The organism is Microbacterium plantarum (assembly GCF_035231185.1).
Taxonomy (GTDB): Bacteria; Actinomycetota; Actinomycetes; order Actinomycetales; family Microbacteriaceae; genus Microbacterium; species Microbacterium plantarum.
This window is the reverse complement of record NZ_CP141117.1, coordinates 709,708-734,048: the sequence shown is the minus strand read 5'-3', so window position 1 is coordinate 734,048 and position 24,341 is coordinate 709,708. Positions and strand designations below refer to the sequence as shown.

Below are 24,341 nucleotides of genomic sequence, written 5' to 3'. Positions count from 1 at the left end.
TGTGCCGGGGTCAGGCGCCGGCGGCGAGCTCGCGGGCGCGGGCCAGCGCCGCGTCGGTCGCGCGGGCGAAGACGTCGTCGAGGCGGGCCTCCTGCAGCACGGCGATCGCCCGCTCGGTGGTGCCCTTCGGGCTCGTGACGCGTCGGCGCAGCTCCGCCGGGTCCTCCCCCGAGGAGTCCAGCAGGGCGGCCGCACCGATGAACGTCTGCTCGGCCATCACCCGCGCCTCGGGCTCGGCGAAGCCCTTGTCGATCGCGGCGCGGGTGAGCTCCTCGATCAGCAGGAAGACGTAGGCGGGGCCCGAGCCGGAGATCGTCGAGAGGGCGTCGATCTGCGCTTCCGGAACCTCGACGACGACGCCGCACGTCTCGAACAGCGCACGCACGGTCGCCCGGTGATCGTCGGATGCCGCGGGGCCGGCGGCCAGCCCGGTGACGGCCTTTCCGACGACGGCGGGGGTGTTGGGCATCGACCGGATGACTGCGACATCCGACCCCAGGATCCCGGCGAAGGTGTCGATCGTGACGCCCGCGGCGAGACTCACCACCACCACCCCCGGGCGCAGCACCGGCGCGATCTCGCGCAGCAGGTCGGGCACCATCGCGGGCTTGACGCCGATCAGGACCACATCGGCCGCGGCGGCGGCATCCGTGTTGCCCGTGGGAGTTTCGGCGAGCGCGACGCTCGTCACTCCCGGCAGGTCGGCGAGGGCGGCGGCCTTCTCGGCGGTGCGGTTGGTGACGGTCACTCCCCCGGCCGCGGCGCCCGAGGCCACGAGCCCCGACAGCACCGCACCCCCCATCGAACCGGCTCCGAGGATGGCGATCGGGGGCAGGGCGACGAGGTCGGGCATGCGGCCATCTTAAGTCCGGCCGTTTCCCAGCGGAGGGAACGGGCGCGAGGTAGAGTCGAAGCGTCCGCGGGCGCGGAGGCGCTCGCCGCGCAGAGCAGAGCGAAGGATCCCGCCATGCCCCTCTTCGACGGCATCACGCCACGCACCATCGAGACGTCGCGCCTGGCGGTGAACATCCTCGAACGCGCTGCAGACGACCCCGAGACGCCGGCCGACCGCACGCTCGTGCTGCTTCACACGGCTCCCGGGTCGAGCCTGTTCTGGCACGAGATCATCGAAGACCTGCCGAGCGACGTCCGCCCGATCGCCATCGACCTCCGTGGCTTCGGCGACACCGAACGGCTTCCCGTCGACGCGACCCGCGGCGTCCGCGACTTCTCGGACGACGTGCGGGCGACGCTCGAGGCTCTGGGCCTCGATGCCGTGCACCTCGTGGGCTGGGGCCTGGGTGCCGCGGTCGCGATGCAGTACGCCCTCGATCACCGGGTGCTCTCGCTGAGCCTGCTCTCGCCCGTGTCGCCGTACGGCTTCGGCGGTACCCGACTCGACGGCACGCGCCTGACCGACGATGACGCCGGATGCGGCGCGGGCGCCGTCAGCCCGGCCCTCGTCGACCGCCTCACGGCTCGCGACGCGGGCGACGACGAGGGCACCGCCCGTTCGTTCTTCCGCACGTCGTTCGTCTCGCCCGACTACGAGTCCGACAACGAGGACACGTGGGTCGAGGCGATGCTCACGACCTCGACGGCCGAGGGCAACTACCCCGGCGACAGTGTTCCGAGCGAGAACTGGCCCGGTTTCGCCGCGGGCCGGCTCGGCGTTCAGAACGCCCTCGCCCCGGGACACTTCGACGTCTCGTCGATCGTGGACCTGGCGGCCGGTTACGACGCTCCCCCGATCCTGTGGGTACGGGGCGGCGCCGACGTCATCGTCGCCGACGGCTCGTTCGCCGACAGCGGTCACCTCGGCGAGATCGGCGCGATCCCCGGCTGGCCCGGCGTGGAGGCCGCACCGGCTCAGCAGATGGTCGCGCAGACCCGTGCCGTGTTCGAACGGTACCGCGAGGCGGGCGGTCAGGTGACCGAGGTGGTCATCGAGGGCGTCGGGCACGCCGTGCACCTCGAGCGCCCGGGCAAGGTGCGCACCGCGATCCTGTCGACGATGGGCTACCTGGGAACGCCCATCTCGCCGGCTCCCCCGACCGAGGCGATCATCCTCAGCTCCTGGGACTGACCGGACCCGTCATCGTTGCTGCGCGAAGAACGTGCGCAGCAGCGCCGACGACTCCGCGGAGCGCACGCCCGCGACGACCTCCGCCCGCACGGGCAACCGACGGTCGCGCACGAGGTCGTACTGCGACCCGGCGGCTCCGGCTTTGTCGTCCCACGCCCCGAAGACGAGTCGTGAGACGTGCGCCTGGAGCATCGCGCCCGCGCACATGATGCAGGGCTCGAGCGTCACGGTGAGGGTGCACCCCGACAGGTTCCACGACCCGGTCGCGACCGCCGCCGCGCGCAGCGCGACCACCTCGGCATGAGCGGTCGGGTCGCCGGTCTCCTCGCGGAGGTTCCGGCCCTCGCCGATCACCGTGCCCGCGGCATCCGTCACGACCGCGCCCACGGGGATGTCGCCGGCCGCCGCAGCCGCCTCTGCGAGCTCGAGGGCGCGCGCCATGCTGCGGATGTCGCCAGCGGATGCCGTGAGGGTCACCGCACCAGCGTAGAGCCGAGGACACACGGGCCGTCCGCGTAGGATCATCACATGCGTGTTCACGTCGCCGACCACCCCCTCATCACCCATAAGCTCTCGGTCCTGCGCGACAAGAACACCACGTCGCCGGTGTTCCGCCAGCTCACCGAAGAGCTCGTCACCCTGCTCGCGTATGAGGCCACGCGCAACGTCCGCACCGAGCAGGTGGAGATCGAGACCCCGGTGACCCGGACGACCGGTCTGGCGATCGCGAAGCCGCGTCCCCTCGTGGTGCCGATCCTGCGGGCCGGGCTGGGCATGCTCGAAGGCATGACCAAGCTCCTCCCCACGGCCGAGGTGGGCTTCCTGGGCATGGCACGCAACGAGGTCACGTTCGAGCCGACCACCTACGCGGAGCGCCTGCCCGACGACCTGAGCGACCGCCAGTGCTTCGTGCTCGACCCGATGCTCGCCACGGGCGGGTCGCTGGGGGCCGCAATCGACTTCATCTTCAAGCGCGGCGCGCAGGACGTCACCGCGATCTGCATCCTCGGTGCTCCCGAGGGCCTTGCTGCGATCGAGAAGCAGGTCGGCGACCGCGACGTGACCCTCGTCCTCGGCTCGCTCGACGAGCGTCTCGACGAGCGTGGCTACATCGTGCCCGGTCTCGGCGACGCCGGCGACCGCCTCTACGGCACCGTCGACTGACCCGCGCCCGCACCTGCACCCCACCCGGGGCATCGAGCGCACCTCCGCGAATGAGGCGCAGTTCAAGCTGCGCCTGTCGGTGGGAAGTGCGCTCGATAAGAGCGACCAGCGCGCTTCAGACCGCCCCGACGAGGCGAGCGAACGCGCTCATCCGCGCGACGCCCTCGGGCGTGCGCGGCAGATCGTCGAGGATGCCGGTGCCGTAGACGATGTACGCCGTGTGCTGAGCACGTGAGACGGCGACGTTGAGGCGGTTCTGCAGCAGCAGGAACTCCAGTCCCCGCGGTGCGTCGCGACCCGAGGATGCCGCGAGCGACACGATCGCCACCGCCGCCTCCTGACCCTGGAAGCGGTCGACCGTTCCCACCGGCACCTCGGTGTATCCCGCTGCGGCGAGCGCTTCTTCTACGAGGACCTGCTGCGCGTTGTACGGCGTGACCACGATGATGTCGCGCTGTTCGAGCGGACGCGGTGCGAGCGCGGCGTCGGGCAGCCACGCGCGGCCGAGGAGATCGCCGACCAGGCGTACGACGACCTCGGCCTCTTCGGGAGAGGCGGTGGCGTTGCGCCGATGCGGGACGGGCACCGGCACGACGCCCGGGGCCACGCCCTCGAGCAGCCGATCGGCCGTCGACGCGTGCGCGGCGAGACGTCCGTCATAGGCCAGCACGGAGACCGGTTCGGCGACCTCCGGCCGCATCCGCCGGGTCTCGGCGAGGAAGAACCCGCGGTCGGCGGGGATGACGTGCGCGCCGTCCATGATCCAGCCGAGAGCCGACGTGTCGACCGGCTCGGGGTGCGTACCCTGGCTGACCTGCGGCAGCTGCTGCGGGTCGCCCAGGAGGAGGAGGCGGGATGCCGCGACCGAGACCGCGATCGTCGAGGCGAGCGAGAACTGGCCCGCCTCGTCGATCACGAGCAGATCGAGGCTGCCGCGCGGGATGCGACCCGCGTGGGTGAGGTCCCACGCTGTGCCGCCGATGACGTAGCCATCCGGACGGGTCGCGGTGAAGTCCGCCACGCCGTTCTTCGGGATGACGGTGAAGGCCTCGTCACCGGTCGGCTCGCCCTTCACCGCCTTGGCGATCTTCTCGCGGGGCACACCCGCCGCCGCGATGCGATCGAGCATGTTCTCGACGACGGCGTGCGACTGCGCGACGACCCCGACGCGGTAGCCGCGTTCACCGACCAGACGCGCGACGACGTGCGACCCGACGTAGGTCTTGCCCGTCCCCGGCGGGCCCTGGACGGCGAGATAACTGCGGTCGAGGTCGACGATGGCGCGCGAGATATCGGCAACCGGGTCCGATCCATCGCTCGGCAACCCGCCCGAAAGCGTCCGCGGCGGCCGGCGCAGCAGGAGATCGGTCGCGGGGTCGGCGGGCAGCTCGGGCGCTGCGGCGATCACGCCGTCGGCCCACGTGTCGATCGCCGCCTGCTGGCTGCCCGCGGGAGGCGGGGCTGCCGGGGTCAGCGCGATCGGCAGCTCCGACCACATGTACGCCCCCGCAGCGAGCTCCTCGACGATCGCGCCGTCGTCGAGGAGCTCGACAACCCGGACGCGCCGGTCGGCGTGGATGAAGCGCGGCCGCGGTTCGGTCGGGAACGGCGCGGGCGACTCGTAGATCGCGAAGGGGGACGAATCGACGCTCAGCCGCGTGCCCGGCGCGACCTCGCCGCGGAGCTCGAGGATGCGCCGGTCGGTCCGGGCGCCCTCGGGGCGATGCCAGTCCTCGAGCACGCGGCTGCGCTCCGCCGCGACGGCGACGACATCACGGGTGTCCTCCCACATCGAGAGCGGTTCGCGCAGACGGAGGAAGTGGGTGGCCCAGAACGACTTCGCCTCGCGCGGGTAATAGTCGATCGCTGCCGCGCCGAGCCGGAGTGCAACCGCGGCCGGCGCTTCGACGCCCGCGGGGTCGTCGGCGGCCGCGGCATCCGCGAGCCGTGAGAGCGCGGTCGCTCGCGGCGACGGCTCGTAGGCGCGCTCTTCGGGCTCGACGTCTGCCGACGGCCGCAGCTGCGCTTCTCGCGCCCGATCGACGAGCCAGTCGCGCAGGCGCCGAGTGGAGACGCAGTCGTAACGGTTGTAGTCGGCGAGGTCGGCGAGGATCGCAGCGGCTCCGTCGGCGTCACCGGACTCGGCGAGTGCCCGCGCCTCGACGTAGCGGACGATCGAGTCGTCGCCCTTCTGGACATCGCTCGTCCGGACCTCGGCGCCCATGTACAACGGTTCGAGCTTCTTGATCGAGTACGACCGCGACCCCACGCGCAACGCGCGGCGGACGATCGGGTACAGGTCGACGAAGACGCCGTCGCGCAGCAGCCGGTCGACCTCGGCCTCGCCGACGCCGTACCTCGCGGCCATCGCGAGAAGGTGCGTCGGCTCGTACGGTGCGTAGTGGTAGATGTGCATCGCCGGGTGCGCGGCGCGGTGCACGGCGACGAAGTCGAGGAAGGTCTGGAACGCCGCCTTCTCCTCGTCGAACGTGTGAGCCCACAGCGCGGAGTACTGCTCGCGCAGGTCGACCCACCCGAACAAGTAGTCGATGCCCCAGTGGCGACCCGGCCCTTCGGTGTAGAGCGGGTCGCCCTCGAAGTCGAAGAACAGGTCGCCGAGATCGGGCCGGGGAAGCGCGCCGAGCGCCTGGGGGAAGACGACCTCGAAGGTCGGCAGGGCCGCAGCGCTCGGGGAGTTATCGGGGTCGCCGTCGACCGCGGCCGTGACGCCTCCCGCCGGGCTCTCGAGTTGCAGCCGCGCCTGGGTGCGGAGCCCGGTGAACGTGTCCCACGACATCCGCGCGGGCGCTTCACGTGCCGCGGCGAGCTCGTCGATCGTGGTGACTCCGGCGGCCCGCAGACGCTCGCGCTGGATCGGCCGCATCCCCGCGACGAGCAGGAGATCTCGCGCGGCCACGACCTCGAGGTCGCAGGTCGCGCAGCGTCCGCAGGCCGCGATCCGCAGGTCGCCACGGTCGTCGCCCCACGCGATGGGCTCACCTGCCGCGCCCGTAGCGACATCACGATCGGCGATGAGCGAGCGCAGACGCTCGCGACGCAGGACGAACACCGGCGCGATGTCGGCCCGGGCGTGCCGCGACACCGTCCCGTCGCCGAGCAGCAGCTCGACGTGATCGGCCACGCGGGCGCCCTCGCGATCGAGCTGGACGGCATACGCCTCGAGCTGCATCAGCGCGGTGACGCGGGCGTGACGCGCGAGCTTGGTGTCCTGCACGATCCACCGGCCGTCGTCGTCGCGCAGCAGGAAGTCGGCGAACCCGACGAAGTCGGTGTCGGAGAACGCGGCCTGGTAGATCACTCGCGCGTCCGATGCGAGGGCCTCGCGCGTGAACGCGACAGCCTGTGCCAGGCCCGCGGCATCCGATGACCGTGTCTCGGGAATCTCGGTCACGCGGTCACCGAACTCGGCGCGGTACGCCGCGAGCTGGCGCTCTTCGTGCCGGTCGCCGAGACGTCCGGCCCGCTCGAGCGTCGGGTCGTCGGGCTCGTCGACCGCCGCGACGCGTCCGAGCTTGGCGTCGATCGCGCGCAGCCAGGCGAACTCGCACTCGGCCGCGGCCTTGAGGTCGCTCGCGCTCCAGACGACCCGGCCTTCGTCCTCGATGTATCGCATGATCCCCTTCCGTTCAATGACCCTAACCGCGGGGTGCGACACCGCCGACGCCGGTGCCAGACTGAGGAGGGTGAACGAGTCGCTCCCCTTCGCCAGCGCGTACGCCCACGGCTTCGCGCGGATCGCCGCCTGCACCATTCCGGTGGCCATCGCCGATCCCGCCGCCAACGCCGAGGCCGTGCTCGCCGAGGCGCACGCGTGCGACGCCGACTCCGTCGCGGTCGCCGTGTTCCCCGAGCTCTGCCTCACCGGGTACGCCATCGAAGACCTCGTGCTGCAGGACGCCGTGCTGGATGCCGTCGACGCGGCGATCGAGCGCATCGTCGAAGCATCCGTCGATCTCATGCCGGTGCTGGTGGTCGGTGCCCCGCTCCGCCACCGCAGCCGCCTGTACAACTGCGCCGTCGTCATTCATCGCGGCGAGATCCTCGGTGTCGCGCCGAAGGCCCACCTGCCCACCTACCGCGAGTTCTACGAGCGGCGCTGGTACGCCGCGGGTGAGGAGTGGGACGGCGAAGGCATCCGCATCGGCTCGCACGAGACCGTGTTCGGGACCAACCTCCTCTTCGACGTCCGCGACGTGCCCGGGCTCGTCCTGCACGCCGAGGTGTGCGAGGACATGTGGGTGCCGGTGCCGCCCTCGTCGCGTGCGGCTCTCGCGGGAGCGACGGTGCTCGTGAACCTCTCGGGCTCGCCGATCACGATCGGCCGGGCCGACGACCGCCGCACGCTGGTGCAGTCGCAGTCGCTGCGATGCCTCGCCGTCTACGCCTACGCCGCGGCGGGTCTCGGCGAATCGACCAACGACGTCTCGTGGGACGGCCAGACCATGATCTACGAGGGCGGTTCGCTCCTCGCCGAGACCGAGCGCTTCCCCGACGGGCCGCGGCGCAGCGTTGCCGACGTCGACCTCGACCGGGTGCGCCAGGACCGGTACCGGCAGGGCACCTTCGACGACAACCGCCGCACGACGGCGACCGACTTCCTCACCGTCGAGACGTTCCTGCAGCCGCCCGCCGAGGACATCGGCCTGCGGCGCACCCTCGACCGCTTCCCGTTCGTCCCGGACGACCCGGCACGTCTCGACCAGGACTGCTACGAGGCGTTCAACATCCAGGTGTCCGGGCTCGAGCAGCGGATGCGCGCCATCGGCGGCCCCCGCCCCGTCATCGGCGTCTCGGGCGGACTCGACTCCACCCATGCGCTCCTCGTCGTCGCCCGCGCGATGGACCGCATGGGGCGACCGCGCAGCGACATCCTCGCCTACACGATGCCCGGCTTCGCCACGAGCGACCACACGAAGTCGAACGCCGTGGCCCTCGCCGAGGCGATCGGCGCGACGATCGAGACGATCGACATCCGCCCCGCCGCGAACGAACTCCTGCGCGGCATCGGACACCCCTACGCCTCCGGCGAGCCGGTGTACGACGTGACGTTCGAGAACGTCCAGGCCGGTGTGCGGACCGACTTCCTGTTCCGGCTCGCGAACCGCCTGAACGGCATCGTCATCGGCACCTCCGACCTCTCGGAGCTCGCGCTCGGCTGGGCCACCTACGGCGTCGGCGACCACATGAGCCACTACGCGGTCAACGTCGGCGTTCCGAAGACGCTCATGCAGCACCTCATCCGGTGGGTCATCGCGCATCGCGAGGGCACGGGTACCGATCTGTCCGATGAGGCCGTCGCCGTGCTGCAGTCGGTCCTCGACACCGAGATCAGCCCCGAGCTCGTGCCCGCCGGCGAAGACGGCAAGGTGCAGTCCACGGAATCGACGATCGGGCCCTACGCCCTGCACGACTTCGCGCTGCACCACGTCCTGCGCTACGGGTTCCGCCCGTCGAAGATCGCCTTCCTCGCACAGCACGCGTGGTCGGATGCGGATGCCGGCGACTGGCCGGTCGGCTTCCCCCGCGACAGCCGGTACGCGTATGACCTCGCCGAGATCACCCAGTGGCTGCAGGTGTTCATCAAGCGGTTCTTCGGCTTCGCGCAGTTCAAGCGCAGCGCCATCCCGAACGGGCCCAAGGTCGCCGCGGCGGGCTCGCTGTCGCCGCGAGGCGATTGGCGCGCGCCGTCGGACGGCAACCCCGAGGCGTGGCTCGCCGAACTCCGTCGGGCGCTGCCCGATCTCGTCGACTGACCGGCCTGACCGGGAGGACCCGGGTCAGGCTGTCGGCAGGGTGCCGGAGGCCAGGGTGATGAGCCACCCGTCGCGCGAGATGTCGACGAGCGTGTACTTCATGTTGCGATCGGGGATCCAGCCGCGGTGCCGGCCCGGGTCGAGCCGGACCTGCTCTGGCGCGACGCGGACACCGCGACCGTCGGCCTCGAGCACCGCCTGCACGTGAACCCAGTGGTCGACCAGGTCGAGTGTGTCGGTGCCCGCGAACAGCCGCGAATGCTTGCGCATCCGGGCCAGGTCGGCCGGCTCGGGGTGCGCGTCGCGGATGTCGATCCCGAGCGGCAGTCCCGGGTCGCTGACCGCGACGACCGTCGCCGCGCGGAAGCTGGCCGTCGTGATCGCCAGCGGCACCTCGACTCCGTCGCGTGAGGCGACGAGTCGCGTGTGATATCCGAACCCCCGCGGCGCCTCGCGTTCGATCCGCACGTCTTTCTCGTCGCAGCCGAGCGCCTGTGCGACGAGTTCGCGTGCGATCATCCGCCGCCGGTGGTGCACCGTGATCGCCGGGTCCCAGCCGAGCCGAGCCGTGATGCCCGCGGGCGTGTCGAGAAGTACCGTCTGCATGTCGTCGCTCCCGCCTCTGGATGGTCTGACCTCAGTTCGAGTCTAACGATCACGCCTGCCCGTACCAGGGTGTGCCGCCGGGTCAATCCGGCCACCTGGCCGCTCGCGCTTCCGGTCGACGCGACCTCGCCTAGGCTGGCGGGATGAGCCTCGACAACGGCGACGACAAGCGACCGTCCTCCGCCCGCATCGCGATCTGGGTCGTGGTGGGCGGCATCGGCGCCTACCTGCTGATCTCCGGCATCCTCGGCATCATCGCTCGGGGCGGTGCCTGACCGTGCGACGCCTCCTGGTCGTCGCCCACCGCGACGAGCTGACCGGCTTCCCCGCCGACATCCCGGGGTTCGACATCCTGCTGACCGGCCCGGGCAAACTGCTCGCCGCGCATGAGCTGACCCGCGCTCTCGATCGCACCGCATACGACGAGATCGTCGTCGTCGGGACGGCGGGGGCGGTGGCCGGCGCTCTGGGACCCGGCATCTACGAGGTCGGCGACGCCGTTCAGCACGACGTGTTCGATCTGGCCGGCGTGCGCGGGCGACACCTCTCGATGCCCGAGCGCGTCGAGGCCGGGGGCGCCGGGGTGCGCATCGCGACGGGTGACGTCTTCGTCGACGATGCCGAGGCGGTCGCCCTCATCCAGTCACTCGGCGCCCAGCTGGTCGACATGGAGACGTACGTCTACATCTGGGTCGCGCAGCGCTTCGGCATCCCCATCCGGGTGCTCAAAGCGGTGTCGGATGATGCCCAGGACGGCGCGACGACCGGGTGGGATGAGGCCGTGGCCGCGTGCAGCCGGGCTCTGTACGAGCGGATCCGCGCCGACTACGGCGTCTGATCGCTGCTGCGCGCGAACAGCCGGCGTAGCAGCAGGAACACGACGAGGGCGACGACCGCGACGAGCCCGAGCTTGACCGCGAACACGGCCAGGCGCAGCACGATGTCGACGATCACCCACGCGACGAAGATCGCGGCGATCACTCCGACGACGGTCCAGAAAGTCCTCACGACGCCAGCCTAGTCGCGCTCGCTGAGCGCCTCCTGCCGGATGATGCTCGGGCCCTCGCGCGTCGCCTCGACGACGATCTGTGCGGCGAGCTGCTCCTTCATGCCCTCGACGTGACTGATGACGCCGACGGTCCGGCCGCCCGCGCGCAGCTCGTCGAGAGTGCGCATCGCAAGCTCGAGGGTCTCGGGATCGAGCGACCCGAAGCCCTCATCGACGAAGAGCGTGTCGAGACGGATGCCGCCGGCACGACCGGTGACGACCTCGGCGAGACCGAGCGCGAGGGCGAGGGAGGCGAGGAAGGTCTCTCCTCCCGACAGCGATTGCGGCGAGCGGAGACGGCCGGTGTGCGCGTCGAGCACCTCGAGCCCGAGTCCGGATGCTGCGCCACGGGCCTGCAGCGCGTCGCTGTGGTGGAGGGTGTAGCGACCCGACGACATGTCGCGCAGGCGCAGATTGGCGGCCGCGACGATCTCTTCGAGCTCGGCCGCGAGTACGAAGGTCTCGAGATCCATCTTCCGGGTGTTCGGGGCCCGACCCGCGACGGTGTCGGCGAGGCGGGTCACCGTCGCCGTCCGCTCGGCGAGACCGGCCACCGCGACGAACGCGTCGTCGATGCGCAGGAGGAGGTCGCGCATCGTCTCGGCGGCGTTGACGGCATCGCGGTGCGCCGCGATCGCCGCACTCCGCGCGCGGTCTCCGCTGGCGACCGCCTCCGCAGCAGCGTCGAGATCGGGCCGCTCGTCGGGCAGCCCCGCGGCGGCGAGTTCGAGCTCGAGAAGGCGGGCGCGCGTGGCCGCGAGGTCCGCGGCGTGCTCGGCGACACGCCGCGTGAGGGCGGTTCGCTCGTTCTCAGGGAGCAGCGCCTCGCGCACCTCGCCGACGTCCGCGAACACCGATGCCTCGATCCGCTGCGCCCGGTCGTTCGCCGCATCACTCGCGGTCGCCTCGCTGTGGGCGAGCGCCCGCCGGCTCTCGAGCACCGCGCGCGCGAGGTCACGCCGCTCGGTCGCCGCCGCGATGCGCTCCGCGACCGTCGCGAACGGACCCCGCGCGTCGGCCACCTCCCTCTCCAGGCGCGCGAGCGTCGTCGTCGCGACGGCGGAGCGCTCGCGCGCATCGGCCAGGGCGGCCGCGAGGCGAGAGCGTTCCTCGGTGGCCTCCGCGTCGAGACGGTCGAGCACGTCGCGCTTCTCGGTGAGAGCGATGACTCGCTCTGCGGCGCGTTCGGAGGATGCCAGCTCGTCCCGGGCCTGAGCGAGCAGGTCCGCGAGCTCGTCGCTCCCGCGTGCGCCCGCGCGCGCTGTCGCGGCGGCGAGCTCTGCGCGCAGCAGGGCGGCGCGCTCGCCCGCGTCGCGGGCCTCAGCGGCGGCGGCATCCCGCGCCGACTCCGCGTCGGCCAGATCGTCGTCCGTCACACCGTCGTCCGCCGGGGGTGCGGGATGCGGGTGATCGAGCGCCCCGCAGACCGGGCAGGCCTCGCCCTCGGTGAGTTCGGCGGCGAGCTCTCCCGCGCGACCGGCCACCCGTCGCCGCAGCAGGTCGGTGACGGCGGCGGCTGCCGCCTCCGCGTCACCGCTCGCCCGCAGGTAACGCTCCTCGGCCTCGCCGAGCTTGCCAGCAAGGCGTCCCGCGTCGTCGGCGGCCTCGGCCCGGGCGGTGAGATCACTCACTCGCACGCGCTGCTCGTCGACGCGCGCCGCCGCGAGCGTCTCTGCCGCGAGCTCGGCCGCGACGCGTTCGCGCTCCGCGGGCAGAAGGGCATGCTGCTCGTCGAGCAGCGTCGCCTGTTCTTGAAGGAGGGCGATCTCGGCCGCAGTCGCGTCTCGGGCGTCGGTGGCGTCCGTCAGCTCGTGCTCACGGGCGAGCGCGTCGGTCCAGCGCGCGATGTCGCCGGTCAGGGTCTCGACCAGAGCGGAGATGTCGTCGTCGGCGGCTCCGCCCGCTGCGGTCCAGCGCGTCTCGGCCCGCTCCACCATCGCGCGGGCCTGCCCCGCCGCTTCGCCCGACCGGTCGGCCTGCTCCAGTGTCGCGCGGAGCGCTTCGGCGGCGCGCGCACGCTCGAGTCGGCGTTCAGCCGCAGCTACCTCATCGGCGACCGCGTCGAGGTCGTCCAGACGTCGCCGCGCCGCGGCGAGGTCATCGAGCACCCGCACCCGCTCGACGAGCTCGGCATGCGCCGCCACGAGAGCGGCCTGCCGTGACTCCGCCTGCTGGCGGAGTTCGTCGGCCTGCTCCACGCGATAATCGGCGCGACGGTGTGCTCGCTCGACGACATCGCGTCGACCGGCGAGGTCGAGCGGCGCCGCCTCGTCCGTCGCGCCGTCGTCGCCGATGGCGCTGCTCTGCTGCGTCATCGCGGCCTCGGCCAGCTCGAGAAGCGTCCGCACCTGATCACCGGCGGCGTCGAGCTCGCGCTGCGCGGCGCGGCGACGCTCCTCGAGGTCGTCCTTGTACTGCTCGAACCGCTTCGTGCCGAACAGGGTGCGCAGCAGCTGCTGCCGCTCGTCGTTGCGGGCGAGGAGGAATCGCGAGAACTTGTTCTGCGCCAGCAGGATCACCTGCTGGAACTGCTGCGCGTTCAGCCCCAGCACCTCGTCGAGCAGCAGGGCGACCTCGCGGGGTTTCGCCGCCCGGCCCACCCACTCACCGTCGACGTGCTGCTCGAGCTCGGCGCGCGCGATCTCGGTCGTGAGCTTGTCGCCGCGCTTCGCGGGCCGCTCGTACTCCGGCGCTCGGGTCACGCGCCAGCGCTGCCCGCCGACGGTGAACTCCAGCCGCACCTCGGTGGGGTCGCCCAGGAAGCTGTGGTCGCTGCGAAGACGCCGCTCACCGTTGTCGTAACGCGGCACCGAGCCGTAGAGCGCGAAGCTCACCCCGTCGAGGATGCTCGACTTGCCCGCGCCGGTCCGCCCCGAGATGAGGAAGACGCCGTCGCGATCGAAGGCGTCGAAGTCGACGGTCTGCTTCTCGCGGAACGGACCGAACCCGGTCAGCTCCAGGCGATGGAGCTTCACGCCATCGCCTCCACGCGGATCCGCTCGTCGAGGACGTCGGCCAGCAGCTCGCGCTCGCGCTCGTCGGCCCCAGCCCCCTCTCGGACGTGCACGAGGAACGCTTCGACGAGCTCGGCGTCGCTGCGCGCGGCGCGCACGCGGTCGACGTAGGTGCGCGCGTCGCTCGGCGCGGCATCCGCCGGGGCGTGCACCACCTTCGCGCAGAACGGGAAGCGTTCCTGCAGACGACGCATCGGATCGCGCTCGGGCAGCGTGTCGGTGTACTCGACGCAGACCCACGCATCGGCGTGCTGCTCGTGCGCGGGATCGGCGAGAACGTCGGCCAGCGGCCCGCGGAGGGTGACCACCCGACGCGGGACCGGCAGCTCGAGCCACCGCGCATCCGCGAAGCCGTCGGCGTCGAGATCGATCAGCCACGAGCCCCGGGGCTTCTCACCCTCGCCGAAGCTGTAGTGGAGCGGCGCACCCGCGTAGCGGACGGCGGGGGCGAGCTGCTGGCGTCCGTGGATGTGCCCCAGCGCCATGTAGTCGACGCCCGCGAAAGCAGACAGCGGCACGACGTCGAGACCGCCCTGCTGGATGTCTCGCTCGAGGTGCGGCGTCGGCTCGACACCCGCGGCGAAGCAGTGGGCGATCGCGACGGACCGCCCGCCCCGCATCGCCAGGTCGTCGCGCACGAGCCCCATCGCGCGATCGATCACGGCCGCCTGCGACCGCGCCTCGGGCCACAGGTGTCGCAGCAGTGCCGGCTCGAGGTACGGGATGCCGTAGAAGTGCACGGGCCCGTCGGCATCCGTGATCGTGATCGGAGTGCCCACCGCGGCCGGGTCGGTGAGGACGTGGATGCCCTCGCGCAGCAGGCCCGCCTGAAAGCCCAGGCGCGCGGCCGAATCATGGTTGCCGCTCGTGACGATGACGCGCGCGCCGGTGTCGGCGATACCTTGCAGCGTGTCGGAGAGGAGGGCGTAGCAGCCCGCCGCCGGCGCGGCCGAGTCGAACACGTCGCCCGCCACGACGACGACGTCGACCTCGTGCTCGCGGACCTGAGCCGTGAGCTCCTCGAGCACGCCGCGAAGCGCATCGAGCGTCGAATGACCGTGGAAGGTCCGCCCGATGTGCCAGTCGGAGGTGTGGAGGATCCGCATGCCGACCAGGGTAGGAGCAGGCTCGGACATCGCCGGGGTGCCCCGCGGGGAAGCAGCCAGACTCAGGCCTGACGGGCTCGCCTGCGCCGCGAGGAAAGGTCGGCGACGCCGAGCACGAGCGCGAGCGCGAGGAACAGGCCCACCGAGACCATCCCCAGCGCATAGGCGTCGTGGTAGACATCGATCCGCGGTGTCGACCCGCCGCCGAGCCGGTTCACCGTCGAGTAGAACAGCGACAGCGCGACGGCGGTTCCGACGGCGGTTCCGATCCGCTGCACGAGCTGACCGACCGAGCCTGCGAGACCGCCCTGCTTCACGGGTATGTCGGCGAGGGTGAGGGTCTGGTTCGGCGAGATGACGAGGCCACCGCCGAAGCCCCCCACGGTCAGGACTCCCGCCATCGCGAACTCCACGATCCCGGGCGGCACGAAGTACGCGACGAGGGCGAGAGCGACCACGGCCGAGAGCATGATGACGAGGCCGCCGACGACGAGCGGGCGCCCGACGCGCGTCACGATCCGGCCGCCGACATACGAGGCCGCGGCGCTCGCGACGGCGAATCCGATCGAGACCATCCCCGCGAAGACGGGCTCGAGGCCGACGCCCAGCTGCAGGAAGAGGGTCGTCAACAGGAACATCGCCGGCAGCGCCATGAAATAGACCGCCTGGATGAGAGTGCCGTTGCGGTACGACGAGATGGCGAAGAGCTGCAGCGGAATGAGCGGATGCTTGCCGGATGCTGCATAGCGTCGCTCCCACCACACGAAGAGGGCGGCGAAGACGCCGAAGGCGACGAGCGACCACCAGCGCTGCGGATCATCGCCCGGCGCACCGGTCGTGAGGAGGAAGGGCACCATGAGGGCGATGACGACGAACGCGAAGAGCAGGAGACCGACGGGATCCAGCTGCAGCCGCGCCGGCCGGGATTCGCGCGTCTTCGGAAGGAGCCAGACGACCCCGGCGAGTACGGCGAGGGTCAGCGGGACGTTCATCCAGAAGATGTAGCGCCAGCCGTCGTCGGCGCCGCCCAGCGCGATCATGAGGCCTCCGAGCGTGGGGCCGAAGGCCGTCGAGATGCCGATCGTGGCACCGAACAGCCCGAATGCCTTGCCGCGCTCGGCCCCCTGGAACATCTCCTGGGCCAGTCCGATCACCTGCGGCATCTGGATGCCGGCGGCGACGCCCTGCACCAGCCGTGCGGCCAAAAGCACCTCCGTGTTCGGAGCGAGCGCGCACGCGATACTCGTCACGGTGAACAGCGAGAGTCCGATCACGAACAGCGCGCGTCGCGAGCGCTGGTCGCCGATACGTCCGGCGGGAACGAGCGTGAGCCCGAAGGTGAGGACGTAACCCGACACGATGAGCTGGAGCTCGGTCGAGCCCGCACCGAACGCCTGCTCGATCGAGGGCAGCGCGACGTTGACCTTCGTCAGGTCGAGGATCGTCAGCGCCGCGACGGCCACGCAGACCCAGAAGGCCCGCCACCGCTGGTGCACCGACAGCGGGATGCTCGCCGTGTCACTCATCGTGGGTCAGGGTATGCCCGCATGAGCGCGGCAGGCCCGCCCTTGCACTCTCGGGCCGAGCGTCGTACAGGGCACCGTCTCGACACGACGAATGCCCCGGGGTCCCACCCGGGGCATTCGTACCGTCGTCCGTCAGTCGGCGGCGAGGTCGTCGACGATTCGCGCGATCTCGTCGTCGCCGACACTCAGGCCGACCTCCGAGACGCGCTGACGCACGTACTTCTCGACCGTCGCGCGGTTCTCGCCCGGGAGATCAGCCCGCAGCTGCGCGACGAGCCCGTCGAGGCGCTCCTGCTCGGTCGTGTCGTGCATCGACAGCGCGGGGCCGTCCTGCACGCCCGGGGGCGAGACCGGGGTGTCCTCCTTCGGAGGCGTCACGTCGCCGCCGGTGCCCGCAGTGGTCGACCGCGTGCCGCCGCGGCCGGTCTCGGGCGCGTCCTGCGTCGCGGAGTCAGAGACGCTCGAATCGATCTCGTCGGCCTGACCGCTCATCGCTGCTCCTCCTCGTCTGCCTGCTCGTCGGTGACGAGGTCGGGGTCCAGGCCCTGCTGGATCTCGGCGCTCTCGACGAAACCGTCGGGGCTGTCGCCATCGGGCATCGGGACGTCGGCGGGGCTGTCCGCGTCGCGCACGGCGTCGTCCTCGGCCTCGCTCGCGGCGAGCGACGTGGCACCGGCGCCGTCAGGATCGACGACACCCTCGGGTAGATCGCGGTTCATGACTGTCTCCTTCGATCGATCGCCCCAGTCTGGCCCCGGCGTCCTCTCGCGAGCACCGTCTTGACAGCCGCGCGGCAGGAGACGTATCTGCGGCTTCGCGGGTCAGCGCCGCGGCTGCAGAATCCCCGCGCGATCGGGGTGCGCCTCGAACCAGTCGGCGACGTACCAGCAGACCGGGCTGATCGTCCGGTCACCGAGCGCCTCGATGTCGGCGACGGCGCGCTCGACGACCTCCGCCGCATAGCCGTGCCCGCGGAACGTCGGAATCGTGTACGCGCGGGTGAGTGCGACCGTGCGCCCGTCGTCGCGGTAGTCGAGCACGCTGACGAGGTCGTCTCCCCGGTGCAGCGTGTAGCGGGAGGCATCCCTCTCATGCGTGAAGGTCAGATCGCTCATGCGCCCACGCTACGCCCGGCCGGTGGCAGCGAGGCGAGCCAGGCGTCGATCTCCGAGCGATCGCGCAGCCGCACGATGCGCTCCCCCGCGGCGATGCGCCCGAGCATGCGCTCGCGCGTGACGGGATGGTTGGTCCACGCGAACCGGATGATGTTCCGCTCCGGATGCCATCGGAAGAGATTGCCCGCGCGCTCGCGGTTGCCGTGCCAGAGCTCCTCGCGCCGCACCACGCGGCGCAGCGTGCGTCCGACGACCTGACGCATCACGCGTCGGCGCGGCAGGTCGAGCCACACGACCGTGTCGGCGCCGTCCGGCGAACCCGGGTCGAGCAGGTCGCCCAGGCGCGACGTCCAGTTCCCGTCCGCGACCCACCCGTCCGGATGCTGCCGCACGAACTCCCGGACCCGGGCCCGGGCCTCGTCGAGATCGCGCATCCGCCAGCCGGCATCCCAGAAGACGGCGTCGAGCTCGAGCCGCGGCAGCCCGGTCCGCGCCGAGACGCGGTCCGCGAGCACGCTCTTCCCCGAGCCGGAGGTGCCGACGATCCGGATCCGCGTAGCCACGATCGTGCACCGTAGCGAGGATTGAGCAATCTGTCACATTCCGTCATCGAAGGACGCGCGGCGCTGGTGTGTTTGACACATCCGGACACGGATCGTCATAATCAACCCCATGACTGACATCGCACGCACTCTGTCCGCCCGGGAGGCGAACGGAACTGCCGACATCATGATGATGTCGCAGCGTGCTGTCATGTGTTGCCGAATGTGCCGCTGACAGGTGAACCCCGCCTGATCCTCCGCCGCTTCTGAACGCGGCCGCGGATCCCCGAGTTCCGATGGCCCGGCCCACAACGCCGACATCCGGATGCTCGCTCACCGGCCCCCGCTGGGCCTCACGCAACGCACACCCGAACCCGCCGCAGGCTGACAGCCCGGGTTCACGTTCCGAGGACGAACCTCCCATGTCGAACACCGCTCTTCTCGCCCCCGCCGCCCCCGCTCGCCACCTTCGCGCCGTCGAGACGCCTCCCCCGGCGCCCGCCGCTGCGACCTCGACCGCACCCCGCGGCTTCGCCCTGTACGTCGGCATCGACGAGGCCAAGGCCGCCGTCGACGGCGTCTCGCTCTCGACCCTCGTCGAGGCGCTGCGCCGCACGCTGGGCGAGCTCGCCCCCCACGCCGAGACCTACGCGACCGTCGCCCTGGCACCGGTCGGCGCGGGCGGACGCGACGTCGACGTCGTCCGTCTCGCGCTCCACGAGCCCAGCGCGGTCGCCCGCACGAAGCAGGACGTCCCGGCGGAGGACCACGTCCCCGGCGGCGTGACCGTCGACATCTCGCGCAAGCGCGTCTTCATCGATGGCGAGTCGGCGGCCTTCACCTTCAAGGAGTTCGAGCTGCTGCAGTACCTGGTGCTCCGTGAGGGACGCACCATCGAGCGCTCCGAGCTCGTCGAGTCGCTGTGGAGCAACGGTTCCGACGACGAGGCGCCGGGCGAGCGCACGATCGACGTCCACGTCCGCCGGCTGCGTGCGAAGCTCGGCCGCTACGAGGACATCGTGCGCACGGTACGCGGCGTCGGCTACCGGTTCGACCGCCACGCCGACGTGGTCATCCGCTACGGCCACGGCACGCCCTCGCCCGACCGCTTCTGATTCGCGCCGCGTCACCCCGACGCCGATCGACGTCGCTCACGGCGGGATGTCGGAGGTTCCGACGTAAAGTGTCGGCATGAGCGCGGTGACGACGGGACGGATGCCGGGTCGCCGCCCGGCGATCCGCGAGCGCGATGCCGCGCCGCCGCCGCCGTCATCCCGCCCGATCGAGACCGAGTACCGACCGGCTGCGCCGATCGACATCGCCCGCGCGGTACGTCACCAGCAGCACGGCGCCCACGATCCCACGATGACGGTCTCAGGCGACGTGATCTGGCGCGTCAGCCGCACGCCGCGCGGCGTCGCGACGCTCGCCCTGCGGGTGGGCCGCTCGCTCGTGAGAGCAGCCGCCTGGGGTCCCGGCGCCCAGTGGGCGATCGAGCAGCTGCCGCGGCTGTGCGGCGCACACGACGATCCCGAAGGGTTCGACGGGACGCGGCATCCGCTCATCGCCGACATCCACCATCGGCATCCCGACATCCGCCTGGGCGCGACCGACCTCGTCTTCGACGACCTCGCGAGCGCGATCTTCGAGCAGAAGGTGACGGGCCTGCAGGCCTTCGGCGCTTGGCGCGCGATCGTCACCTGGTACGGCGAGCGTGCGCCGGGACCGACGCCGCGTCCGATGTTCGCCCCGCCCGCGGACTGGCACCTGATTCCGAGCTGGGCGTGGCATCGCGCCGGCCTCGAGCCGCCGCAGTCGCGCACCGTCGTGCGCGCGGCACAGCGACGGGCGTCGATCGAGCGCGCGGTCGCCGGCGCCCGCGGCGGCGACGAGCACGAACGCATCCTGACCTCACTGCCGGGGATCGGGCCGTGGACCTCCGCGGAGACCCGCATCCGCGCCTTCGGCGATCCCGATGCCGTGAGCGTGGGCGACTACCACCTGTGCCACACCGTGGGCTACGCCCTGACGGGCCACCGCGTCGACGACGACGGGATGCTCGAACTGCTCGAGCCGTGGCGGGGCCACCGGCAGCGTGTCATCCGGCTCATCTACGCGGGCGGCGTCTTCGAACCGCGCCGCGGCCCGCGGCTGCATCCCGAAGACCACCGCGACCGCTGACCCGCGCGGCACCGTAGGCTCGGGGCATGGCGAATCGGGGATGGCAGCGCGGACACACCTACTGGGCGCTCGGCGCCGCCCTCGTCTTCCTGCTCGGCATCGTGTTCGGCCTCGTGATGAACAACGTGTGGCTCGGCCTCGTGCTCGCCGCGGCGATCTCGGTGGGATGGCTCATCGCCTACGAGTCGCGCCGGGGACGCAACGAGGGCGTCTACGACCGCGACGACGACGGCGCGCAGCTCTGACCGCCGCGCGAGCCGCTTCACCTGACACTTTCCGCCCCCTTCACGCGCCGGATGCGGCCACAACTGCCAGGCGAAGCCCTCTCGGTGCGCTGCGGTCAGCGGAAGTACACGGCGAGCGGGTACTCGCCGTCGTCGCGGACCGCGATCGGCGTCTGGAACACGCTCTCCAGCACGTCGGGGCGCATGATGTCTCGCGGTATCCCCGCGCACGCCACCGTTCCCCCGGTGAGGGCCACGATGCGGTCGGCGTAGGCGGCGGCGAAGTTGATGTCGTGGATGACGACGACGACGGTCTTCCCCAGCTCATCCGCCGCACGCCGCAGCTGCCGCATCATCCCCACGGCGTGACGCATGTCGAGGTTGTTGAGCGGCTCGTCGAGCAGGATGCAGTCGGTGTCCTGCGCGAGCACCATCGCGACGTAGGCGCGCTGGCGCTGCCCGCCGGAGAGCTGATCGAGGTAGCGGTGCGAGAGGTCCTCCAGATCGAGGAAGCGCAGCGCCTCGTCGACGTGGCGCCGGTCGTCGGGAGTGAGGCGTCCCCCGGAGTGGGGGAACCGCCCGAAGCCGACGAGGTCGCGCACCGTGAGCCGCGTGACGAAGTGGTTCTCCTGCCGCAGGATCGACACCACGCGCGCCAGCTCGCGGCTCGGGGTGCGCGCGACATCGAGACCGCCCACCGTGACCGTGCCCGTGGTGGGCTCGGTCAGGCGCCCGACGATCGTGAGCAGCGTGGACTTGCCGGCGCCGTTGGGCCCGACGAGGGCGGTCACCCCGCCGGCCGGGATCTGGAGGTCGATGGGACCCAGCACGCGCAGGCCCCCGTAGGACTTCGAGACGTCGGTGAGGGTGATCACAGCGCGCCCTTTCGCAGCAGGTAGACGATGAAGAAGAGGCCGCCGACGAACTCGATGATGACCGTGAGCATGCCCGCGGCGTAGAACACGTGCCGCAGCACGAAGTAGCCGCCGAGCAGCGTCGCCGCCCCCAGCAGCGCCGCGAAGGGCAGAATCACGGCGTGGCGGGACGATCCGCCGAGCTGGTAGGCGAGGGTCGCGACGATGAACCCGAAGAAGGTCATCGGGCCGACGAGCGTCGTGGAGACCGAGATGAGCACGGCCACCAGGATCAGCAGGACGGTGACCTCGCGCTTGTACGCGAGGCCGAGGTTCGTGGCGACGTCGCGCCCGAGGGTCAGCACGTCGAGACGTCGGCGGCGGCGCCACACCACGACGAGGACGATCGCGACGATCACCGCGGCCCACGCAAGGTACTCGGGGTTCGAGTTGCTCAGGTTGCCGAACAGGCGCGCCGAGAGCAGGTCGAAGTCGCTCGGCGTCAGCAGCCGCTGCATCACCGTCGAGAGCGAGCCGAAACCGACCCCGAGCACGATCCCGATCAGCAGCATGATGTGCAGGTTTCCCCGCTTGCCGGCGAAGAGCCACCCGTAGAGGAGGGTCGCGAACGCCACCATCAGCAGGCTCTGGAGGGCCACCTTGGCGAGCCCGTCGGTGGCCGCGAGCGCAGCTCCCCCGAAGAAGAACACCAGGCCGGTCTGCATCACGACGTAGAGCGCGTCGAACCCCATGATCGAGGGCGTCAGGATGCGGTTGCCCGTCGCGGTGTGAAATAGCACCGTCGCCACCGCCTGGCAGCAGGCGACGATCGCGACCGTCGCCACCGTCGTGACCCGGAGCTCCACGGCGAGCCAATAGCCGCGCTGCGCCGGATCGAGAGGGATGTTCCAGGTCAGCAGCAGGACGGCCGCCGCGGCGACCATGATGGCGAGAACGACGAACCGCAGCCACACCCGCGATCGGACAGTGCCGCGCAGCGTCTCAGCCATCGTGCCCTCGCTGCCGCAGGAGCAGCACGACGAACACGGCAGCACCGAGGACGCCGAGGATCATCGAGACGGGCACCTCGAACGGCATCCGGATGACGCGGCCGACGATGTCGCAGACGACGATGACAGCCACTCCGCCGAGACACACCCAGGGGAGGTTCGCGCGGAGATTGTCTCCCCGCCACATCGACACGAGGTTGGGCACGACGAGCCCGAGGAAGGGCAGGAACCCCACGACGACGGTCGTGACGCCGGTCGCGACGGCGACGAGGGCGGTGCCGAGGAGGAGCACCCGGTCGTAGTCGACACCGAGCGTCGTTGCGACATCCTTCCCGAGGCTCGCCGCCGTCAGCCGGTCGGCGAAGAGCGCGACGAGCACGACGACGATGCCGACGACCCACAGGACCTCGTAGCGACCACGGACGACGGCGGTGAAGCTGCCCATGAACCACGTACCCAGCATCTGCAGGGCGTTCGCACTGACCGCGAGGTAGGTCGTGAAGGACGAGACGACGGCGCCGAGCATGATGCCGATGAGCGGCACGATCAGCGACGAGCGCAGCTGGATGCGACGCAGGATCGCGAGGAAGACCATCGTGCCGACGAACGCCGCGAGGCTCGCGAAGAGCATGCGTACGACCAGCGGAGCGTCGGGCGCGAGGAGCACCGTCGCGAGGAGGCCGAGCGCTGCCCACTCGGTGGTCCCAGTGGTGGTCGGCTCGACGAAGCGGTTCTGCGTCAGCAGCTGCATGACGAGGCCGGAGACGGCCATCGCGCAGCCCGCGAGGACCAGCGCGAGCGTGCGCGGAATCCGGGTGATCCACAGCATCTCCGAGCCGACGCCGTCCGAGGCGAGGTCGTAGACGCCGACGAAGAGGGACAGCACGACGAGACCGGTCACGACGGTGATCGCGGCCGGGAGGGCGAGACGCCCGCGGATGCGGGCGGGGGCGGTGAGCGCAGTCATGACGGATCGCGGCGCCCCGGCCGGCAGTACCGGACGGGGCACCGCGCAGGACGATCAGGCCGCCGCGGCGAAGGCCGTCGCGATGTCGGCGTAGAGCTTGGTGTACGCCTGGATGCCCTCGTCGAGGTAGAAACTCGGTGCGAGGTAGACGATCTGCCCCTTCTGCACGGCGGGCACGTTCTGCAGCGCTTCGGACCCCTCGATGAGCTCCTTCGCCGAGACATAGCCGTCCTCGCCGAACATGGCGTCCCGGTCCAGCACGATCAGCCACTCGGGGTTCGCCGCCGCGATCGCCTCGACGCTGATGTCGTCGCCGTGCGAGGCGTTCTCCGCTCCGCGATCGATGCCGGGGACGAGTCCGAGCGTGGGGAAGACGGCACCGACGCCGCGCCCCTCCCCCGGGGCTGCGAACGAGATCTTGCCGCCCGAGGTGAGCAGGCCGACGACCGTGTCGGTGCCGTTGTAGGCCGCCTTCGCGTCGGCGACGGCGCCGTCGAGGGCGTCGGCGAGCTTCTTCGCGTCATCCTCCCGATCGAAGACCTGTCCGAGGATCTCGACCTGGCGCTTCAGCTCGGCGACCTGCTCCTCGCCCTCGCGAGCACTGGTCTCGATCGTCGCGGGCTGGATCGCCGTCAGGTCGTCGTAGATGTCGCGGAAGCGGTACCCGCCGACGATGAGGTCGGGCTGGGCCGAGATGATCGCCTCGAGGTCGGGCTCGCGGTGCAGCCCGACGTCGAGCACGTCGTCGCCCCCGGACAGGTTGGGCCACAGGTCGTACATCAGCGGCTTGGGTGCCGCCACGAGGTCGATGTCCCAGTCGCTGAGCGTCTGGAACGTCGTGTTATCGAGCGCGACGACGCGTTCGGGGGCGACGGGCACCTCGATCTCGCCGTGGTTGTCGGTCACGGTGACGGTCGTGGGCGCGGTCGCGTCACCGCTGGGCGCGGCATCCGGGCTCGCCGACGACGCGCACCCGGCGAGGCCGAGCGCTGCGACGAGCGCGATCGAGACGAGTGCGGGACGGCGGATGGCATGGCTCACGTGACGTAACTCCTGGTGCGGTGCGTATCGGATGCTGGTCGACGGGGCGACCGGATGCCGGGATCGAGAACCGGCGACTGTGT

General features: G+C 71.3%; 24 protein-coding genes. 8 read left to right on the top strand and 16 right to left on the bottom strand.

Annotation, left to right across the window (positions count from 1 at the left end; translation table 11 throughout):
- Positions 1 to 10: 10 nt before the first annotated feature.
- The gene (gene proC / locus VC184_RS03465) at positions 11 to 853 is read right to left on the bottom strand and encodes a pyrroline-5-carboxylate reductase (protein ID WP_323987299.1); all 843 of its coding nucleotides are present in this window, start codon (positions 851 to 853) and stop codon (positions 11 to 13) included.
- A 114-nt stretch (positions 854 to 967) separates the two neighbouring features.
- Here proC and VC184_RS03460 point away from each other — a divergent pair, with 114 nt between their 5' ends.
- The gene (locus tag VC184_RS03460) at positions 968 to 2,086 is read left to right on the top strand and encodes an alpha/beta fold hydrolase (protein ID WP_274178456.1); all 1,119 of its coding nucleotides are present in this window, start codon (positions 968 to 970) and stop codon (positions 2,084 to 2,086) included.
- Between the two features lie 9 nt (positions 2,087 to 2,095).
- Here the strand turns inward: VC184_RS03460 and VC184_RS03455 are convergent, their stop codons facing one another.
- A complete protein-coding gene (locus VC184_RS03455) occupies positions 2,096 to 2,527 on the bottom strand; it encodes a nucleoside deaminase (RefSeq protein WP_274178546.1) in 432 nt (143 codons plus the stop codon).
- A gap of 87 nt (positions 2,528 to 2,614) precedes the next feature.
- Between VC184_RS03455 and upp the strand changes: the two genes are divergently transcribed.
- A complete protein-coding gene (upp, locus tag VC184_RS03450; RefSeq protein WP_023952235.1) occupies positions 2,615 to 3,250 on the top strand; it encodes a uracil phosphoribosyltransferase in 636 nt (211 codons plus the stop codon).
- Positions 3,251 to 3,365: 115 nt separating this feature from the next.
- On the opposite strand, the gene VC184_RS03445 is transcribed toward upp, so the two are convergent.
- A complete protein-coding gene (locus tag VC184_RS03445) occupies positions 3,366 to 6,884 on the bottom strand; it encodes a TM0106 family RecB-like putative nuclease (RefSeq protein ID WP_323987296.1) in 3,519 nt (1,172 codons plus the stop codon).
- Between the two features lie 70 nt (positions 6,885 to 6,954).
- On the opposite strand from VC184_RS03445, the gene VC184_RS03440 reads away from it, so the two are divergent.
- Positions 6,955 to 9,024 (top strand): NAD(+) synthase, encoded by a 2,070-nt coding sequence (locus tag VC184_RS03440; RefSeq protein WP_323987294.1) that lies wholly within the window; start codon positions 6,955 to 6,957, stop codon positions 9,022 to 9,024.
- Between the two features lie 24 nt (positions 9,025 to 9,048).
- On the opposite strand, the gene VC184_RS03435 is transcribed toward VC184_RS03440, so the two are convergent.
- Entirely contained in the window at positions 9,049 to 9,630 is a 582-nt protein-coding gene (locus VC184_RS03435; protein WP_282502134.1) for a hypothetical protein, read from the bottom strand.
- 143 nt (positions 9,631 to 9,773) lie between these two features.
- Between VC184_RS03435 and VC184_RS03430 the strand changes: the two genes are divergently transcribed.
- Both VC184_RS03430 and VC184_RS03425 read left to right on the top strand, forming a co-directional pair.
- A complete protein-coding gene (locus tag VC184_RS03430; RefSeq protein ID WP_258524632.1) occupies positions 9,774 to 9,905 on the top strand; it encodes a hypothetical protein in 132 nt (43 codons plus the stop codon).
- A 2-nt stretch (positions 9,906 to 9,907) separates the two neighbouring features.
- Entirely contained in the window at positions 9,908 to 10,468 is a 561-nt protein-coding gene (locus tag VC184_RS03425; protein WP_323987293.1) for a phosphorylase family protein, read from the top strand.
- On the opposite strand, the gene VC184_RS03420 is transcribed toward VC184_RS03425, so the two are convergent.
- From VC184_RS03420 to VC184_RS03385, 8 genes are all read right to left on the bottom strand, one after another.
- Complete coding sequence (locus VC184_RS03420; RefSeq protein ID WP_023952247.1) at positions 10,456 to 10,638, bottom strand: hypothetical protein; 183 nt, start codon at positions 10,636 to 10,638, stop codon at positions 10,456 to 10,458. The two genes, VC184_RS03425 and VC184_RS03420, sit on opposite strands and share 13 nt — an antisense overlap.
- A 9-nt stretch (positions 10,639 to 10,647) precedes the next feature.
- Positions 10,648 to 13,653 carry an AAA family ATPase gene (locus VC184_RS03415; protein WP_323987291.1) on the bottom strand — a complete coding sequence of 1,002 codons (3,006 nt, stop codon included), beginning with the start codon at positions 13,651 to 13,653 and terminating at the stop codon, positions 10,648 to 10,650.
- Entirely contained in the window at positions 13,650 to 14,798 is a 1,149-nt protein-coding gene (locus VC184_RS03410) for an exonuclease SbcCD subunit D (RefSeq protein WP_323987290.1), read from the bottom strand. Before VC184_RS03410 ends, VC184_RS03415 begins: the two co-directional genes overlap by 4 nt.
- Before the next feature lie 62 nt (positions 14,799 to 14,860).
- On the bottom strand, positions 14,861 to 16,324 hold the full coding sequence (locus VC184_RS03405) for an MFS transporter (RefSeq protein ID WP_274178450.1): 1,464 nt from the start codon (positions 16,322 to 16,324) through the stop codon (positions 14,861 to 14,863).
- Between the two features lie 132 nt (positions 16,325 to 16,456).
- Positions 16,457 to 16,816: a hypothetical protein gene (locus tag VC184_RS03400; protein WP_258524631.1), complete on the bottom strand. Its 360-nt coding sequence runs from the start codon at positions 16,814 to 16,816 to the stop codon at positions 16,457 to 16,459.
- On the bottom strand, positions 16,813 to 17,043 hold the full coding sequence (locus tag VC184_RS03395; protein ID WP_064956107.1) for a hypothetical protein: 231 nt from the start codon (positions 17,041 to 17,043) through the stop codon (positions 16,813 to 16,815). The genes VC184_RS03400 and VC184_RS03395 overlap by 4 nt, the downstream gene beginning before the upstream one ends.
- Positions 17,044 to 17,145: 102 nt before the next feature.
- Positions 17,146 to 17,439, bottom strand: coding sequence for a GNAT family N-acetyltransferase (locus tag VC184_RS03390; protein ID WP_112616677.1), 294 nt, complete (start codon positions 17,437 to 17,439; stop codon positions 17,146 to 17,148).
- Entirely contained in the window at positions 17,436 to 18,002 is a 567-nt protein-coding gene (locus tag VC184_RS03385) for a P-loop NTPase family protein (RefSeq protein ID WP_274178449.1), read from the bottom strand. The genes VC184_RS03390 and VC184_RS03385 overlap by 4 nt, the downstream gene beginning before the upstream one ends.
- 401 nt (positions 18,003 to 18,403) lie before the next feature.
- Between VC184_RS03385 and VC184_RS03380 the strand changes: the two genes are divergently transcribed.
- The 3 genes from VC184_RS03380 (at position 18,404) to VC184_RS03370 (ending at position 20,407) form a co-directional block, all read left to right on the top strand.
- Complete coding sequence (locus tag VC184_RS03380; protein WP_274178448.1) at positions 18,404 to 19,096, top strand: winged helix-turn-helix domain-containing protein; 693 nt, start codon at positions 18,404 to 18,406, stop codon at positions 19,094 to 19,096.
- Positions 19,097 to 19,196: 100 nt separating this feature from the next.
- On the top strand, positions 19,197 to 20,162 hold the full coding sequence (locus tag VC184_RS03375) for a DNA-3-methyladenine glycosylase family protein (protein WP_274178545.1): 966 nt from the start codon (positions 19,197 to 19,199) through the stop codon (positions 20,160 to 20,162).
- Between the two features lie 26 nt (positions 20,163 to 20,188).
- On the top strand, positions 20,189 to 20,407 hold the full coding sequence (locus VC184_RS03370; RefSeq protein WP_112616669.1) for a hypothetical protein: 219 nt from the start codon (positions 20,189 to 20,191) through the stop codon (positions 20,405 to 20,407).
- Positions 20,408 to 20,502: 95 nt separating this feature from the next.
- Here VC184_RS03370 and VC184_RS03365 read toward each other — a convergent pair whose 3' ends face one another.
- From VC184_RS03365 to VC184_RS03350, 4 genes are read right to left on the bottom strand one after another with little or no spacing between them, the layout of a single operon-like run.
- Positions 20,503 to 21,261 (bottom strand): iron ABC transporter ATP-binding protein, encoded by a 759-nt coding sequence (locus VC184_RS03365; protein ID WP_274178447.1) that lies wholly within the window; start codon positions 21,259 to 21,261, stop codon positions 20,503 to 20,505.
- On the bottom strand, positions 21,258 to 22,250 hold the full coding sequence (locus VC184_RS03360) for an iron chelate uptake ABC transporter family permease subunit (protein ID WP_323987287.1): 993 nt from the start codon (positions 22,248 to 22,250) through the stop codon (positions 21,258 to 21,260). The genes VC184_RS03365 and VC184_RS03360 overlap by 4 nt, the downstream gene beginning before the upstream one ends.
- Entirely contained in the window at positions 22,243 to 23,217 is a 975-nt protein-coding gene (locus VC184_RS03355) for an ABC transporter permease (protein WP_282502127.1), read from the bottom strand. Before VC184_RS03355 ends, VC184_RS03360 begins: the two co-directional genes overlap by 8 nt.
- Before the next feature lie 54 nt (positions 23,218 to 23,271).
- Positions 23,272 to 24,258, bottom strand: coding sequence for a siderophore ABC transporter substrate-binding protein (locus tag VC184_RS03350; protein WP_274178444.1), 987 nt, complete (start codon positions 24,256 to 24,258; stop codon positions 23,272 to 23,274).
- Positions 24,259 to 24,341: the final 83 nt, after the last annotated feature.

Excerpts from the sequence above, each read along its gene's own strand:
- proC (WP_323987299.1), bottom strand. The coding sequence starts at position 853 with ATGCCCGACCTCGTCGCCCTGCCCCCGATCGCCATCCTCGGAGCCGGT.
- VC184_RS03460 (WP_274178456.1), top strand. The coding sequence starts at position 968 with ATGCCCCTCTTCGACGGCATCACGCCACGCACCATCGAGACGTCGCGC.
- VC184_RS03455 (WP_274178546.1), bottom strand. The coding sequence starts at position 2,527 with ATGGCGCGCGCCCTCGAGCTCGCAGAGGCGGCTGCGGCGGCCGGCGAC.
- upp (WP_023952235.1), top strand. The coding sequence starts at position 2,615 with ATGCGTGTTCACGTCGCCGACCACCCCCTCATCACCCATAAGCTCTCG.
- VC184_RS03445 (WP_323987296.1), bottom strand. The coding sequence starts at position 6,884 with ATGCGATACATCGAGGACGAAGGCCGGGTCGTCTGGAGCGCGAGCGAC.
- VC184_RS03435 (WP_282502134.1), bottom strand. The coding sequence starts at position 9,630 with ATGCAGACGGTACTTCTCGACACGCCCGCGGGCATCACGGCTCGGCTC.
- VC184_RS03430 (WP_258524632.1), top strand. The coding sequence starts at position 9,774 with ATGAGCCTCGACAACGGCGACGACAAGCGACCGTCCTCCGCCCGCATC.
- VC184_RS03410 (WP_323987290.1), bottom strand. The coding sequence starts at position 14,798 with ATGCGGATCCTCCACACCTCCGACTGGCACATCGGGCGGACCTTCCAC.
- VC184_RS03405 (WP_274178450.1), bottom strand. The coding sequence starts at position 16,324 with ATGAGTGACACGGCGAGCATCCCGCTGTCGGTGCACCAGCGGTGGCGG.
- VC184_RS03400 (WP_258524631.1), bottom strand. The coding sequence starts at position 16,816 with ATGAGCGGTCAGGCCGACGAGATCGATTCGAGCGTCTCTGACTCCGCG.
- VC184_RS03395 (WP_064956107.1), bottom strand. The coding sequence starts at position 17,043 with ATGAACCGCGATCTACCCGAGGGTGTCGTCGATCCTGACGGCGCCGGT.
- VC184_RS03390 (WP_112616677.1), bottom strand. The coding sequence starts at position 17,439 with ATGAGCGATCTGACCTTCACGCATGAGAGGGATGCCTCCCGCTACACG.
- VC184_RS03380 (WP_274178448.1), top strand. The coding sequence starts at position 18,404 with ATGTCGAACACCGCTCTTCTCGCCCCCGCCGCCCCCGCTCGCCACCTT.
- VC184_RS03375 (WP_274178545.1), top strand. The coding sequence starts at position 19,197 with ATGCCGGGTCGCCGCCCGGCGATCCGCGAGCGCGATGCCGCGCCGCCG.
- VC184_RS03370 (WP_112616669.1), top strand. The coding sequence starts at position 20,189 with ATGGCGAATCGGGGATGGCAGCGCGGACACACCTACTGGGCGCTCGGC.
- VC184_RS03360 (WP_323987287.1), bottom strand. The coding sequence starts at position 22,250 with ATGGCTGAGACGCTGCGCGGCACTGTCCGATCGCGGGTGTGGCTGCGG.
- VC184_RS03355 (WP_282502127.1), bottom strand. The coding sequence starts at position 23,217 with ATGACTGCGCTCACCGCCCCCGCCCGCATCCGCGGGCGTCTCGCCCTC.